11 protein-coding genes are annotated in these 15,807 nt (G+C 58.7%); 6 read left to right on the forward strand and 5 right to left on the reverse strand.

Features of this window, described 5'->3' with window-relative positions:
* Window positions 1-285: 285 nt before the first annotated feature.
* Both ACTQ40_RS09220 and ACTQ40_RS09225 read right to left on the reverse strand, forming a co-directional pair.
* Window positions 286-1,914: a UDP-glucose--hexose-1-phosphate uridylyltransferase gene (locus tag ACTQ40_RS09220; protein ID WP_441031286.1), complete on the reverse strand. Its 1,629-nt coding sequence runs from the start codon at window positions 1,912-1,914 to the stop codon at window positions 286-288.
* Window positions 1,905-3,110: a galactokinase gene (locus ACTQ40_RS09225; protein ID WP_441563942.1), complete on the reverse strand. Its 1,206-nt coding sequence runs from the start codon at window positions 3,108-3,110 to the stop codon at window positions 1,905-1,907. The genes ACTQ40_RS09220 and ACTQ40_RS09225 overlap by 10 nt, the downstream gene beginning before the upstream one ends.
* Before the next feature lie 383 nt (window positions 3,111-3,493).
* On the opposite strand from ACTQ40_RS09225, the gene ACTQ40_RS09230 reads away from it, so the two are divergent.
* Both ACTQ40_RS09230 and ACTQ40_RS09235 read left to right on the forward strand, forming a co-directional pair.
* Window positions 3,494-4,480 (forward strand): LacI family DNA-binding transcriptional regulator, encoded by a 987-nt coding sequence (locus ACTQ40_RS09230; protein ID WP_441563951.1) that lies wholly within the window; start codon window positions 3,494-3,496, stop codon window positions 4,478-4,480.
* A gap of 129 nt (window positions 4,481-4,609) precedes the next feature.
* Window positions 4,610-5,770, forward strand: coding sequence for an FprA family A-type flavoprotein (locus tag ACTQ40_RS09235; RefSeq protein WP_195838506.1), 1,161 nt, complete (start codon window positions 4,610-4,612; stop codon window positions 5,768-5,770).
* 65 nt (window positions 5,771-5,835) lie between these two features.
* Here the strand turns inward: ACTQ40_RS09235 and ACTQ40_RS09240 are convergent, their stop codons facing one another.
* Entirely contained in the window at window positions 5,836-6,639 is an 804-nt protein-coding gene (locus ACTQ40_RS09240; protein WP_441560777.1) for a DeoR/GlpR family DNA-binding transcription regulator, read from the reverse strand.
* A gap of 334 nt (window positions 6,640-6,973) precedes the next feature.
* Here ACTQ40_RS09240 and ACTQ40_RS09245 point away from each other — a divergent pair, with 334 nt between their 5' ends.
* A complete protein-coding gene (locus ACTQ40_RS09245; protein ID WP_441563944.1) occupies window positions 6,974-7,831 on the forward strand; it encodes a class II fructose-bisphosphate aldolase in 858 nt (285 codons plus the stop codon).
* A gap of 700 nt (window positions 7,832-8,531) precedes the next feature.
* On the opposite strand, the gene vsr is transcribed toward ACTQ40_RS09245, so the two are convergent.
* Complete coding sequence (gene vsr, locus ACTQ40_RS09250) at window positions 8,532-9,521, reverse strand: DNA mismatch endonuclease Vsr (protein WP_441563946.1); 990 nt, start codon at window positions 9,519-9,521, stop codon at window positions 8,532-8,534.
* Between the two features lie 262 nt (window positions 9,522-9,783).
* Here vsr and ACTQ40_RS09255 point away from each other — a divergent pair, with 262 nt between their 5' ends.
* Window positions 9,784-10,569 carry an ABC transporter ATP-binding protein gene (locus tag ACTQ40_RS09255; RefSeq protein ID WP_427728561.1) on the forward strand — a complete coding sequence of 262 codons (786 nt, stop codon included), beginning with the start codon at window positions 9,784-9,786 and terminating at the stop codon, window positions 10,567-10,569.
* Window positions 10,559-12,760 (forward strand): FtsX-like permease family protein, encoded by a 2,202-nt coding sequence (locus ACTQ40_RS09260; protein ID WP_441563948.1) that lies wholly within the window; start codon window positions 10,559-10,561, stop codon window positions 12,758-12,760. The genes ACTQ40_RS09255 and ACTQ40_RS09260 overlap by 11 nt, the downstream gene beginning before the upstream one ends.
* A 454-nt stretch (window positions 12,761-13,214) precedes the next feature.
* Here the strand turns inward: ACTQ40_RS09260 and ACTQ40_RS09265 are convergent, their stop codons facing one another.
* Window positions 13,215-14,180 (reverse strand): response regulator transcription factor, encoded by a 966-nt coding sequence (locus ACTQ40_RS09265; RefSeq protein ID WP_441555041.1) that lies wholly within the window; start codon window positions 14,178-14,180, stop codon window positions 13,215-13,217.
* 330 nt (window positions 14,181-14,510) lie between these two features.
* Between ACTQ40_RS09265 and ptcA the strand changes: the two genes are divergently transcribed.
* Window positions 14,511-15,584 carry a putrescine carbamoyltransferase gene (gene ptcA / locus ACTQ40_RS09270; protein WP_154514956.1) on the forward strand — a complete coding sequence of 358 codons (1,074 nt, stop codon included), beginning with the start codon at window positions 14,511-14,513 and terminating at the stop codon, window positions 15,582-15,584.
* Window positions 15,585-15,807: the final 223 nt, after the last annotated feature.

Here is a 15,807-nt window from a genome sequence, read left to right on the forward strand (position 1 = left end):
TGCGCCTATGGCACTTCAACATCATTGTCGCAGCCCCGACCCGCGGTCACGAGCGGGGGCTCCTATCTTTTTAGTGCCCTCGGATTGGGTCATAGTGTCTGTCGTTGCCAAGACACCGGCGTTGTCTTGGTCGCAAGTAGTCATTGGGGACGCTCTTTAATGACTAGTCGTTTAAGAACGTCCCCAATGACTGGCCAATAAAACGGCGCCCGCCGGCAATGTTGTCGGCGGGCGCCGTTGTCTTGAAGACGAAATGATCCGTTTTCCTCCGTCCCCAAGGGATCATTACAGCGAGTTGATAAAGCGCTGCTGGGCGGCGCGACCGGCTTCGTCCCATTTAAAAACGCCGGCGTTGTCGAGCACGTGGCCAAACACCATGCCGACCTCCTCGTGCAGGATGTCGATGGCGCTATCCGCCGTAAGCTCGTCGGCGCGACGGGCAAAGACGTCCTCGGCCCATGCGGCGTGGCTGCGGCAAAGGTCGTCGCCCTCGAGCGCGCCGGCAAGGTCGTAACTGACATCGGCCTTGGCTGCCAGCAAGTGCTCGCGGACAGCGCCGAGCTCGGGAACCAAGCGCGGCGGCAAAATGGCCAGGCCCATGACCTCGATCAAGCCGATGTTCTCCTTCTTAATATGGTGGTACTCGGCATGCGGGTGAAATACGCCCAGCGGATGCTCGTCGGTTGTGATGTTGCAGCGAAGCGCCAGGTAGGCCTCGTAGATCTCGCCGCCGGCATTGCCGCGAGAGTCGACGCGGCGGATGACGGGCGTCACAGTGTTATGCGCCACGCCGTCGGCCGTGTGTGCGATGACGCCCACAGACTCATCGGTCCACTCGCGCCAGGCGAGGATAATCTTCTCGGCGGCGTCGAGCAGCTGGGCGCGGTCGTGCGAGCGCAGTCTCAGCACCGAGAGCGGCCACTGCAACACGGTGCCGCTGACCTGGTCAAAGCCGGGCACGTTAAACTGCGAGACCTCGGCGGCATGCATCATGGGGAACTCGTGCGCGCCGCCCTGGAAGTGGTCGTGCGACAGAATCGAGCCGCCCACGATGGGCAGGTCGGCGTTGGAGCCAATAAAGTAGTGCGGGAACAGGTCCACAAAATCGAGCAGGCAGGTCAGTCCCTTACGGTCGACGTGCATCGGGCGATGCTCGGCGCTCATAGCAATGCAGTGCTCGTTAAAGTACGCGTACGGGCTGTACTGGAAGCCCCAGCGCTCGCCGTTGAGCTGGATGGGAATAACGCGCAGGTTCTGGCGAGCGGGATGGGCGCCGCCGTCGGCTGCGGCGGAGCGTCCAGGGTAGCCCTCGTTCTCGATGCACAGTTGACAGGCGGGATACTTCTCGCCCGTGTTCTTTGCGGCGCCGGCCGCGGCAATGTCGCGCGGGTCCTTCTCGGGCTTCGACAGGTTAATGGTGATTTCCAGGTCGCCCCAGTTGGTGGGGGTGCTCCATTTGATATTGCGCGCGATGGCGGCGCGGCGCACGTAACCGGCGTCACAGCACAGACCATAGAACCAGTCGGTCGCGGCGCGGGGCTCGTTGACGCCCATGCGTCCGTTGAACTCCTCGTTTACAACCGAAGGCCTCGGCATGAGCGCGCCCATGATGCGCATGGCGATGCGGTCGCGGCCCGACGCCGTGTCCTCGGCAGCGCCGTTGGCAACGGCGTCCTCGGAAAGCGCGGCAAGCGTGCCCTCCAGGTCAAAATTGGGGAGCGTATCGGGGTGCAAGAGCGAGAGCTTCTCGTTCTGCATCGCCCAAGCCATGTCGAGGGCAGGACCCGTGGCGCCGATGCACTCGAGAATGGTGTTGTAGGCCCAGATGCGGTCATCCTGTCCGATCATGGATCGATGGATGGCATACTCAATCAGGCCCTGCGCGGCCTCGCGCACATCAGTCATTACAGCCATGCCGCGTAAGCCCCCTTGTCAGAAATTGCGTAGTGGCGGGCAGAGCCCTCGCCCAGCCAGCCGTTCATCTTGGTGATGAAGGTGTCGACCAGGTCGAGCGGCACGAAGGCCTGGATGGTGCCACCAAAGCCGCCACCGTGGATGCGGACCGCGCCGCGGCCGTCGAGCACATGCTCGGCCAGCGCCAAGGCATACATGGAAGGTTGCTCGGAGCCCAGTTTGGCGACGACATTCTGCAGGTACATGGCGGAGCTGGCACCGGACTCGCGCGTCAGGACCAGGAACTGGTCGATGTCGCCGGCGCTAAGGGCTGCCCAGCGCTTATCGACCAGGCCGTTCTCATACCAGTAGTGAACGGCGCGCAGGCAGGCACGGTCGCCCAGCTTGGCGCGTAGCTCGGGGAGCTTGGCGTCAAAATCCGCCACGTTTACCTCGCACAGGCGTGTCTTGCCAAACTCGGCGGCGACGTCCTGCATCTCGCGCGGAACGGCGGCGTAGTCGTCGGTAGCTGCCACATGGTCGGCGCCAACCTTAACGAGCACGAGCGCGTAGCCGTGATCCCCAAAGTTGAGTTCGAGCTTCTGGGTTTTAGGCTGAGCCTGGTCCTCAAAGTCCATGTAGGCGAGGCCGCCCAGGCACACGGCGGCCTGGTCCATCAGACCGCAGGGCTTGCCGTAATAGTTGTTCTCGGTGCGCTGGCTCATCTGGGCGAGCGCGACGGGCTCGATGGCGGGTGCGCCCCAGAGCGTCTCCATGGCACGACCGTACGCCGCCTCGACGGCGGCAGAGCTGGAAAGACCGCCGCCCGAGGGGACGGAGCAGGTGAAGGCGAAGTCGAAGCCCTGGGGCTCAACGCCCAGAGCGGCGATTTCATGGGCCATGCCGCGGACGAGGCTTGCGGACGTGCCCTTCTCGGACTCCTGAACATCTAGCGTATCGAGCGTGATCTCAAAGGTAGGATAGCCCTCGTCGGCGACGCGGATCTTGTTGGAGTCGGTTGCCACGGCGATACCGTCAACGGCGACATCGAGCGAGCCGGCGATAACATGGCCGCCCTCGTGATCGGTGTGATTGCCGCTGATCTCAGAACGCCCGGGTGCGTGCACGTAGAGCACCTGGCGGTCGCCGATGGGTCCAAACTCCTCCTCAAACAGCTTGGTGAGCAAGGTGAGTGTCTTTTCGTCGGGGGTGGTCATGGGAGTCCTTTCCTTGGCGCGCACGGGCGAGTTTTGCGTCGCTATGAGTACGTTAACAACTTGAAGCGGCATGAACCAAGTGTTCACGATGCCGCACGTTACGGGCTATGTTAACGTACTCATAACAGATCGCTTGTCACTTTTTGAGAATCCGGTAGTCGGTAGAATTACAGCCGTGAACGGTACCGCCGTATGGACTTATAAAGCAGAAGAGATACAGATAGAAAAAGTAGAGTACGTTAACATGCGTCCGACGATAGCGGGCTTCGGCGTGGGGTGTGTTTCTGCCCGGGTCGGCATGCACGCTATTCAGATTTCGCAAGGGTGAAGGTGATTCTGTGGCAAGGCGCCCGTTCAACGATACAGGTACGCGTCCGGTCTCCATGGCCGATGTCGCCCGCGCTGCCGGCGTTTCGCAGCAGACGGTTTCGCGCGTCGCCAACGGCTTGCCCAACGTTAACGAGCAGACGCGCCAGCGCGTGCAGGCCGCTATGCAAGAGCTCGGTTTTCGTCCGAGTTATGCCGGCCGCTCGCTGCGCGACGGCCGTTACCATTCGGTCGGTCTGTGCGTCAACGATATCACCAAGTTTGGCAACCTCTCAATGATCGACGGCATCGCCAGCGCTGCTCGCGAGCATAATTGCGCCATCACGCTGGTCGAGATGTCCAAGACCGAGGAGTTTTCGCTTGCCGAGGCCACGCGTCGTATGGCTGCGCTGCCGGTGGACGGCATCATCATCGGCATGAGCCGCATGGCGCCCGATTTTGAGACGTTTGATCCGCTGCCGGGCATTGGCACGGTTATTGTTACCATGTACGCGCACCCGCGGGTGACCACGGTCGACTCCGACCATTACGGCTGCTCGCTCTTGCTTATGGATCATCTGTTTGAGCTGGGGCACGAGCAAATTCGCTATATTGGCGGCCCGTCGTTCTCGGTCGACGAGCAATTTCGTCGCGCCGGCTGGCAGGATGCGCTCGAGCATAAGCACATTAAGCCGCAGGCGCCGCTCGAGGGCGACTGGTCTGCCAACAGCGGCTACGAGGCCGGCAGGTACCTGGCCGAGCACGATCGCACCATGACGGCGATTTATGCGGCAAACGATCAGATGGCAAATGGCGCGATTGCCGCGCTGCGTGATAGCGGCCTGCGCGTGCCCGAGGACGTAAGCGTGGTGGGCGTCGACGATTCGCTCGACGACTTTGTCGCGCATAACGAGCTCACGACCGTTCGATTCGATTTACATCAGCGTGGACGCGAGGTGTTTGAGCACGCGGTTTCCGAGGCGGGTACGGCGGGCAAAACCGTTGCTATCCGTATTCCCGGCCAGCTCATTATTCGACATAGCACGGCGATGCCACGCTCATAGTTTGCGCAGGTAAACGACGATTTGTCGTATTTCAATAACAATCGGTAAGGATGCCGGCAGATAACAGTTGGAATGCTGCCAAGTGCTATGATAGACAAGTTATTTTGTCTATCTAGGAGGCTTTGCCTGATGGAGATCACCAAGGATATCCGCTACATTGGCGTCGACGATCACGACATTGACCTGTTCGAGGGCCAGTACGATGTGTCCGAGAACGGTATGGCATACAACAGCTACGTTATCTTGGGCGAAAAGATCGCTGTCGCCGATTCGGTCGACGGTGGTTTTGTCGACGAGTGGCTCGGCAACCTCGAGGCCGCGCTCGATGGCCGTACGCCCGACTACCTGGTCATCCATCATATGGAGCCTGATCACTCCGCCGGTATCGCCGCCTTTATGGAGCGCTATCCCCAGGCGCAGATTGTGGCCAGCATGGGTGCTTTCCGCATGATGGTCAACTACTTTGGCACCGACTTCCCCGAGCGCAAAATGGTTGTCAAAGAGGGCGATGTGCTCGACCTGGGCGGCCACAGCCTGACCTTTATCGGCGCCCCCAACGTTCACTGGCCCGAGGTACTCTTCTCCTATGAGGCCACCGACAAGGTGCTCTTTAGCGCCGACGGCTTTGGCAAGTTTGGCGCCAACGACATCGAGGATCCCGAGGGCTGGGCCTGCGAGGCTCGCCGCTACTACTTTGGCATCGTCGGTAAGTTCGGCAAGTTCGTGCAGGCCGTGCTCAAAAAGGCTGCCGATCTGGATATCCAGATCATCTGCCCGCTCCACGGTCCTGTCCTTACCGAGAATCTGGGCTATTACCTCGACACCTATAACACCTGGTCGAGCTACCAGCCCGAGGACGAGGGCATCACCATTGCCTACGCGAGCGTCTACGGCCATCTGAAGGCCGCTGTCGAGGAGCTCGCCGCAGCGCTCGAGGCTCGCGGCCAGAAGGTTTCCGTCTTTGACCTGGCTCGCGACGACATGGCCGAGGCCGTTGAGGATGCGTTCCGCTATGACCGCCTGGTGCTCGCCTCCATCACCTATCAGGGCGAGATCTTCCCGTTCATGAGCACCTTTATCCACACGCTCGCCGAGCATGCCTACCAGAACCGCACCGTGGCGCTCGTCGAGGCCGGTTCCTGGGCGCCCACCGCTGCCAAGGTTATGACCAAGGAGCTCGAGGGCATGAAGGACATCACCCTGGCGCAGAACAAGGTGACCGTGCTGGGATCGCTCAACGACACATCGCGCGCCCAGATCGAGGCCCTCGCCGACGAGCTTTCCAAGTAGCGATATTTCGCTTTTAACGGGCAAAACCACCACAAAGGGGACAGGCCCTTTGTGGTGGTTTTTGTTTAAGCGCCGGCGATGATGAGGGCTGGACGTGCGCTGTCGGCGGCCTCGGCGATTGAGGTGGCGACGGCGGCGTCGGGGTCGCTGTCCATCACGATGATGTCGACGTCGGCAAGCTCGGCAAAACGGTACATGCCGCGTCCGTTGACCTTACTGGCATCCATGAGGGCGACGCTTTGACGGGTGGCACCGACCATAGCCGCTTTGGTCTCGGCCATCTGCGGAAAGTCGGTCGTAAAGCCGCAGCCGGGAACAAAAGCGCCAGGACACATGACGGCAAGGTCGGCGTGGACCATTTGGAGCGCCTGCATGGTAAGTGGGCCGTACAGATAGCGATGACCTTTGCGCAGTGCCCCGCCCAGCATGACGACATCGACCGAGGGCATGCTCTCGTCAATATAATCGGCGATGGTAATGTCGGCCGTGATAACGGTGATGCCGTCGCGCTGATCGAGGAGCCGGACGAATTCGAGCGCCGTGGTGCCCGAGTCGACGAGCAGCGTGTCGCCGTCATTAACGAGCTCGATGGCGCTTTGCGCGATGGCCTGCTTGGCGGCGACGTTGACATTGATGCGGCGATCTTGCGTGGAGACGGTCAGGCGTTTGTGGAGCGATACGGCACCACCATGTGTGCGACGCAGCTTGCCTGCTTCGGCGAGCGCGTCCAGGTCGGCGCGGGCGGTGACGGAGGACACACCAAAGGTCTGGGCGATTTCTGCTACCTGCACCGAGGCGTTATGCTCGAGTATTTCCATAATGGCGGTACGGCGCTCGTCAGCAAAAGCACGGTTGGTAGTTTGGGCCATGTTTGCTCCATTCTCGGCTATATTTGCAGGAATTGTGTTGACTCTATTTTCGTTCATTTTCTTTTTGAGTAAGAAAACACCTTTCGATTACTTATCTTTTCTATAAAAGAAAGACGCTAAACGCTCAAAATTCAATATCGAACACGCCCACTCGGTTCCGATTCCTTCCGTTTACTTTTCAAAAACGACTGTATTGGCCTGCATGGACTCAATATCTCGCACGTGCAAAGCCGCTGAATTTCATACAATGAGCGCAGTAAAACGCAAGGTAAAACGCCTTGTGAACAACTACGCCCGATGTCCAGATGCGGGCGAGGGAGAGGAGCAAACGCTCATGGCACTTGTTACCACCGAAAAGATGCTCAAGGACGCTCAGGCCGGTCACTACGCCGTCGGCGCGTTCAACGTCGAGAACCTCGAGTTTGTTATGGCCGTTCTGGCCGCTGCCGAGGAGACCAAGTCCCCCGTCATCATGCAGACCACCCCGGGCACCATCAAGACCGCTGGTCTGGACTACTTCTACGGCATGGTGAAGGCCGCTGCCGAGCGCGCTTCCGTGCCCGTCGCTCTGCACCTCGATCACGGCGATGGCTATGACCGCTGCATGCAGGCTTTCCGCACGGGCTACACCTCCGTCATGATCGACGGCTCGCATGAGTCCTTCGAGGACAACATTGCCCTGACCAAGTCCGTCGCCGACGCTGGCCGCGCCATGGGCGTGCCCGTCGAGGCCGAGCTCGGCAAGGTTGGCGGCAAGGAGGACGACGGTCCCGCGGTTGAGGGCGAGAACCCCTACACCGATCCTGCCGAGGCCAAGGAGTTCGTCGAGCGCACCGGCTGCACCTCGCTGGCCATTGGCGTTGGCACCAGCCACGGCGTGTACACGAGCGATCCGCACATCGAGCAGTCCGTGGTCAAGGCTATCCGCGACGCCGTCGACGTGCCGCTGGTTCTGCACGGCACTTCCGGTGTGCCCGATGAGCAGGTTGCCGAGGCTGTGAAGAACGGCATCTGCAAGGTTAACTACGCTACCGAGCTGCGTCAGGCCTACACCAAGGGCTTCATGGCCTACATGGCCGAGAACCCCGCCTGCTTCGATCCCAAGAAGCCGGCCAAGGAGGGCATGCGTGAGATCACCGAGCTGGTTAAGATCCGCATGACCAACCTCAACTCTGTGGGCAAAGCAGAGTAACAGCAAGGGTACTCTGATCCCACCGGGCCGTCCGGAAACGGAAAAGGGCCTATCTCTCAGAACGTCCTCGGACATGTCGGAAGCCCCGCTGCGCGCTACGCGCTGCGGGGCTTCCTCCGTCCTGCGGAATGTTCTGAGAGATAGGCCCTTTTCCGTTTCCAGACGGCCCTGCTCGATCGCCCTTGTGGCGTTGGGGATGAAGGGGTGGGGCGCTAGGGACGCTTTGTTGATGGGGGACTAGTATGCCCGGGCTTGGTTGGGGAATGACTTGTTTAGGGATGCTTGGAGCTTATCGAAGGATATTCGCAAGTTGAGATTCTGATCGGTTGAGCGTTTGGCTTTTGTGGTGGGGGAGTCGAGGAGGCCGTTTCTCTGTGTCGGGGGGAAGGAGAAAAGGTCTGCATGTTTTAGGGATGGCTGCTGTGCTGCGTCATTGGAAGAATGCATGCTTATGCGGCCTCCTCGATGTCCACCAAAAGGTTGCGCACGGGGTGTGCTGCTAGGTCCCGTTCGTTGGCAGTATTATGCCGCGGCTGCTGCAAAGAAGCACTAAAGAAAGGCTTAATCAGGTTTGTTATAACAATGAAACCCCAGGTTAAAGGTATCGAATAACACTCTAGAAAGGTTTTGAGCTTAAGGGCTTTCTAGGGTTTACGGCTCGGATGTGGCGCGGACGTGCGGAGCGTGTGAATGATCGCTGTTAGCGCTGCGGTGCGGCGGCGCGTACCTGTTCGATGACCTTTTCCATGGTGGCGTCGATGCGGTCTTTCTTGAGCTCACATTCCCAGACGGTGATGGGCGTCCAGCCCATTTGGGTAAGCGCATCGATGGCGGCTCGGTCGCGCTCGACGTTGCGGCGAAACTTTGCCTCCCAAAACTCAACATTGCGCTTGGGCTGGCTCGGATTGCACTTAGGGCAGCGATGCCAAAAGCAGCCGTTGACGAAAATGGCGATCTTGCGCCCGGGAAAGGCGATGTCGGGCTTGCCGGGTACCTTCCATTCCAGACGGTATCCCGTAAGGCCCGCTGCCCGCAGGCGCTGGCGAACGAGCAGCTCGGGTTTGGTGTTGGCGCGCTTGTTGCCCTTCATGGACTTTTTTATAGCGGCGCGACGGCGCACCAGTTCGCGCTCGTCAGCGGAGAGGTCCGAGGTATCGATGCCGTCGAGCAGACCTGGCTTGGGACGCTTTTTGCTGCGGCGCTTAGGTGCGCGCTTGGGCTTGGTGGCGGGTTTGTCGGCCGTGTTGGGCGTGGCGTCATCGGCGGCGCCGTTGGCCTCAAGCCGATCTTCCTTCAGCTCAATCAGAGCATCGATAAGCCCCTTGTCGGCGGGCATCCATTCCACCGTGGCAAGCGAGGTGCGCGGAATCCAGCGGATATCGAGCTGGCGGTCGTGCTTCTGGGGCTCATCGGATTCTTTAGCCAGCGAGCAGTAGTAACACTCCATTGAGAGATGAAAATCGGGGTAGTCATATTCAACGGTGTAAAAATCGCGCAGGTTGGTGACTTTTACCTGCAGCTCTTCCGTGAGCTCGCGGCGTACGGCGTCCTCGGGCGTCTCGCCGCGCATGAGCTTGCCGCCGGGAAACTCCCAAAGTCCCCGCATGTCGCCGTAGCCGCGCTGCACGGCAAGCAGCTCGTCAGATCCTTCCTTGCGAATGATCCCAGCGGCAACATGAACAGTCTTCAACAGGAGTCCTCTCTCAGCATCAACACATGACAAGGCAGCTCATTTGGGTAGTCTTTTTGGGACGGGGCTTTTTTAGCTGCCCTATGTCAAATGCGGCCTCATGCTTCGAAGGCTACGGATAGGGTAGCTAAAAAAGCCCCGTCCCAAAAAGACTACCCCTACCTTACGCAACGGTAAGGCAAGCGTAAGCGATATCGATGGTAGCCGACTCGGCTTCTTGCGACTATAGATGCCGTAGACTAATCGCAAGAAAGGACTCGGTATGCAAACCACGCACATGGCGACTCCGGTACTGGAAGTCGTGCATCTCGAAAAGGTATACGGAGCGCTGGGCAACGTGACCCGCGCGCTCAACGACGTCAGCTTTACCGTCAACCGCGGTGAATTCGTTGGCATCATGGGCGCTTCGGGCTCGGGCAAGTCGACGTTGCTCAACTGCGTGTCGACCATCGATAGCGCCACAAGTGGCACGATCCGCATCAACGGCCAGGACGTGACGCGCATGAAGCAGGCTAAGCTTTCGCAGTTCCGCCGCGAGGAGCTTGGCTTTATCTTCCAGGACTCCAACCTGCTCGATACGCTCACGGCACGCGAGAACATCGCCCTGCCGCTCACCATCGCCCGCACAAGCTCGGCAGAGATCTCGACCCGCGTGCAGGATGTGGCAGCGCGCCTGTCCATCAGTCAGGTGCTCGACAAGTATCCCTACCAAATGTCCGGCGGTCAGCAGCAGCGCGTTGCCGCGGCTCGCGCGCTCGTCACCGACCCCACCATGATCATGGCCGACGAGCCCACCGGCGCCCTCGATTCCAAGAGCGCTCGCCTGCTGCTCGAGAGCCTGGAGGCCCTTAACCGCCGCCTGCGCGCCACCGTGCTCATGGTCACGCACGACAGCTTTGCCGCCAGCTACACGAGCCGTGTGCTGTTTATTCGCGACGGCAAGATCTTCACCGAGCTGCGCCGCGGAGACACCGACCGCCGCGAGTTCTTCGACCGCATTATGGAGGTCGTTGCCATGATGGGCGGTGAGGGCTCCGATGCTCTGTAAACTCGCTTGGGGCAACGTCCGCCGCGCCGGCCGCGACTACCTCGTCTACCTTTTGACGCTCACCCTGGGCGTCACGGTCTTCTATGCCTTTAACACCATCTCGATGCAGGTCGACATCGCCGGAATCGATGAAGAGGGCTTGGCGCAGGTTATGGGCAGCATGCTCGGCTACCTGACGTACTTTTTGGCCGGTGTCATGGCCTTTTTGATGGTGTATGCCAATAACTTCATCATGAAACGCCGCAAGAAGGAGTTTGGCCTGTACCAGGTGCTCGGTATGGGGCGCGGGCGCGTCGCCACGATCATGGCGCTCGAGACCGTGATAGTATCGGTTGTGGCCTTTGTCGCCGGCATTGTGCTGGGTGTGGGACTCTCCCAGCTCATGACGTTCTTTACGGCCTCGCTCTTTAAGACACAGATCGCCAATTTCCACTTCTTTTTCTCGGTGCATGCGTTCAACCTGACCCTTGCCTGCATGCTCGTAATGTTTGTGCTCACGCTACTGCTGAACCTTCGCGCCGTGCGTCGTACCAAACTCATCGAGCTTATGGGTGCCGAGCGTCGCAACGAGAGCATCAAGACACGCAACCCCTGGATCGCGATTACCATCTTTGCCGTGGGCGTGGTGCTTGTGGGCGTGGCCTATTACCGTCTGCTACGTGATGGGTTCCCGCTAACCGCGACGGACAGCAAGCTGCAAGAGGCCATGAACCAGTTTGGCATTACGACCGCTATGGTTACCGTGGGCACCTTTGCCCTGTTCTGGGGACTCTCGGGCATGCTTATCAAGCTGCTGCAGAGCCTGCGCGGCGTGTATTGGCGCGGCCTCAACATGTTTATCGTGCGCCAGCTTGCGGCCAAGGTCAACACGGTGTGCTTTTCGATGGGCGTCATCGCGATGCTCCTGTTTTTGGCCATCACCTCGGTGACGTGCGGTATGTCGATTGCCAATGTGATGAACGAGAATCTGGAGCGCTATACGCCGGCCGATATGTCGCAGACGTATGTCTATTACACGCCCGATACGCTCGACTACTACAAAGAGTATGTCAATCCGTCTGAGGCCGATCGCATGGTGCTGGCCGATAGTACGGTCGATTTGTACTCCGCATGGCACGGTAAGGACAAGTCGGCGGACAACAACGACGAGACCGGCAAGAAGGTCAATATCGCCGATGTTGCCGGTGAGCATGTGCAGATCGATTCGTATCTAAGTTACCCGTTTGGCGGTTCGAGCCCTTCGGTGTCTGCGGGTGAGATGTGCAAGACCATGGGCGAAAAGCTTCCCAAGGCGTTCGGGGGTAGCAAGCCCGATGCGATAGGTCTGTTTGTGACGCCGGCGAGCCAGTACAACAAGCTGCGTCAGATGATGGGCGAGCAGCCGGTGAGCATTGGCCGCGACCAGTACTTGCTTACGTGTGATATGGGCGGTGAGCTGATCGACCTGTACACCAAGTATATGGCCGGCGGCCATGCCCTTACCTTGGGCGGGCATACGCTCAAGCCCGCAACCGATAAGTCGGACGAGGACACGGCGGCCATCGCCAACTCGGCGATGGGCAGTAATCCGGGTACCGTCGTCGTTGCCGACGAGCTGTTGTCCCAACTTAATCTGCAGCCGTATTCCAGTAGCCTGCTCGTTAACTACAAACAGGGGATGGATACGACCGAGGCAGACGAGAGCATTGAATACACTGTGCTCGACAATCTGCTCGTTGACGGCAAGGAGCCGGGATCGTGGGGAATCTTCATCACACGCTCCGAGATGTACGCGCAAGCAGCGCAGATGAACGGCATGATTAGCTACCTAGCCATCTACATCGGCTTTGTATTGGTCGTTGCATGCGCGGCGATTCTGTCGATCCAGCAACTCTCCAACGTGGCCGACGGCAGCCGCAGCTATCGTGTGCTGGCACAGATCGGCTGCGACGACCGCCAGATTCGCCATTCGGTGATGGCGCAGCAGGCGGTATTCTTCCTGTTCCCGCTGGCAGTGGGCCTGGCGCACTCCTTTGTGGCACTTAAGGTGATTATCGAGCTGGTGAGCATATTCGGAAATATGAGCATCGGCGGCACCGTGGGCCTCACCTGCGCGATCTTCCTGGCAGCGTACGGTGGCTACTTCCTGGTGACCTACCTCATGAGCACCGGAATGGTGCGAGCTGCCATAGCCACCCGCTACAGCGAGTAACTCATCCAGTTTGGAATCATTGTAGGTTGAGCATAAGTCAGCGAAAGCGCCCCTAAGCTAGTAAAGTGACGTGAAAGAGGAGGGAAGCGTACTTTTGTACGCGACCGACGACTGAACGTCAGATTGCTCGCTCAGGGGCGCTTGCAGCGTCGAGCCGTTATGCGGTTTGGTAAAACCGCGTAACCCTTCCTTCGCGGCGGTTATTTGCCTATCTGGTGCGTCTCGGATGCAAGTGAGTAGACTTATTTAGATATGCCGAGCACATCGCGACAAATGTTCAATAAAATCGCAGGTCAGAGCCGCGGCGTTTAGGGCTGTGCTCGACCTCCTGCAAAAAGTCTACTCACTTGGTCTTACTGCTAGAAGACCGCCGCAAGGGAAAGCAGCTCTCTTGCGGCGGATGGCGTTTGCCCAGATAAAACCTACCAAAATAAACCTGTCCCTTTTTGGCAGGTTAACGCTTCCAAAAGTGGAGGATGAGCGTGGTGCGGTTTTGCTGCTCGGTTTTGACCAGGATGTTGTGGATGTGGGTCTTGACGGTGCCCACGGCAAGGAATAGCTCGTCAGCAATCTCTTGGTTCGACTTGCCCAGCACAACCAGACGCAAAACCTCGGCCTCGCGGTTGGAGAGCCTGTAGGCGTTGCGATAGAAGGGCATTTGCTCTTCGATGTGTCGATCAAGATCGTTGACGTTCTTTTCCTCGGGTGCCTTCTCCATGCGAATTGAAAGCACGTGGTATGAGTAGATGATCAGCAGAATCGCAAAGTAGCACGCAAAGACGTTCTCGCTAAAGTTGCGCTCGGATAGATAAAGCTGCAGCCAAGAGGGTGCCAGACTCATGGGGATGACAAGGATGTTGTAGAAATCCTCGGCAACGATGCAACCGACCAGAATAGCGCCGATAATCAGGTGCTTTCGCTGGTTGTTAACGCGTGCCTTCAGCTCAACCTCCGTACTTTTATGAGCCGTCCAAAAGATATACAGTCCCACAAAGACAAGGAATACCTGACGCATCGTGTAGTAGAGCCACTGACGCATGGGGCCGGAGGGGACAGCGACGATAGTCAGCGACTCTAACAGCAAAAACGTTAAGACGGGGATAGTGAACTGCTTTTTTGAATGCTTATCGAGCAAGTCCATGGCAATCAGCCAAATAAAAGCCTGTGAAGTGGTCGCCACAAGGGTCCGAAACGCAGGCATGGTAATTGCGTAATAGTCGCTGGCCGGAAAAGTCTCGTTTTGCAACGTGTATTCAAAAAAGAAGATCTCGGTCATCTCGATGGCGTAGCAAATAAAAACGCCGCTGCCATAGATAAAGAAGCGTCGATGGGACGAGGCGTAGGCGGCAAGCGAAAGCACTGCCGTCACAATACAGATTACGAGTATCGCTAAGGTATAGAAGAACATGAGCGTGTCCATTTGTCACCGTCCTGCCTCATTTAAACTCTTATGGAGCCCGCTATATCCCACGGGTATACTTGTCTCAGCCGGTCGTTCCATTGCGGATTAGACGCCAGACATAGCATAGCCGTATACCGTTCGCGGTTCCAGACGGTAAACCCCCTGCAAGCCCGCTGCCTGCGGGTTTATATTGGTTTATAGAGGGTGTAACTCCGTGAACGGTCTTTAATCCCGAATAAACTAGGTAAAAATTGCACACGGGTGAATGATGGTCTTGTCAACACGAGGTGTGATGTACGAGCGCCTCACAGTAAATAAGTCGGCAAGACCGGCGGAAAGGAAATCGATATGGCACTGCCTAAGGATTTCATCGACACCAACGACTTCACCAAAGAGCAGATCCTGGCTATCGAGGATCTTGGCCTGGCAATGAAGAAGGCCATCAAGGTTGACGGTTATTATCCGCACCTGCTCCGCAACCAGAGCCTTGGCATGATCTTCCAGCAGGTCTCCACCCGCACCCGTCTTTCCTTCGAGACCGCTATGACCGACCTCGGCGGCCATGCTCAGTTCTATGGCCCTGGCACCATCCAGCTCGGCGGTCACGAGTCCCTGGGCGACACCGCTCGCGTTATGGGCTCGCTGCTCGACATCATGATGGCTCGCGTTGACCGTCACAAGGACGTCGTCGGCCTCGCCGAGGGCTCCGCTGTGCCCGTCATCAACGGCATGTCCGAGTTCAACCATCCCACGCAGGAGATGGGCGACCTCATGACCATGCTCGAGAACCTCCCCGAGGGCAAGAAGATCGAGGACTGCACCCTGGCCTTCATCGGCGATGCCACCCAGGTCTGCGTCTCCCTCATGTTCATCGCCTCCAAGGTCGGCATGAAGTTTGTCCAGTTTGGACCTAAGGGCCACCAGATCCCCGACGGCGGCCTGCACGTTGGCACCGCCGAGGAGCGCGCCGAGTTCGGCAAGCAGATGATGGCCATCGCCGAGGAGAACTGCAAGGTCTCCGGCGGCTCGGTTGTCATCTCTGACGACATCGAGTGCATCAAGGGCGCCGACTTCATCTACACCGACGTGTGGTATGGCCTGTACGACGAGGAGGTCTCGGGCGAGAACTACATGGACGTGTTCTATCCCAAGTATCAGGTCACCATGGACATGATGAACTTCGCCGGCCCCAACTCCAAGTTCATGCACTGCCTGCCGGCCACCCGTGGCGAGGAAGTCGTCGACGAGGTCATGGACGATCCCGAGCGCTCCCTGTGCTGGGTCGAGGCCGAGAACCGCAAGCACTCCATCCGTGCTCTCCTTGCCGCCCTGGGCAAGCGCACTCCGCTCAACGACGAGGGTGTCGAGTACTCCGCCAAGGCTGAGCTCCACGCCGCTCTCGAGGCTCTCGAGCAGCTCTAAGCCTCAAGGCTTCTAAAAGCATGTTTGCGGGCGGTGGATGCTCGTCTCCTGTCGCCCGCTCACCGAGGCCCAAGCAATTGCCTTAATACCTTAGGGCCTCGAATCTGTCCAAGACTGAGCAAAGGATTAAATATGAGTGACGGAAAGAAAAAGCTTTCCTTCCTGACGGTCATTTCGACCATCATCTGCGTCGTCTTCGTTTGCGAGGCCGCCGCTCCTGCTG

The organism is Collinsella sp. Sow4_D11, assembly GCF_052116465.1.
Classification (GTDB): Bacteria; Actinomycetota; Coriobacteriia; order Coriobacteriales; family Coriobacteriaceae; genus Collinsella.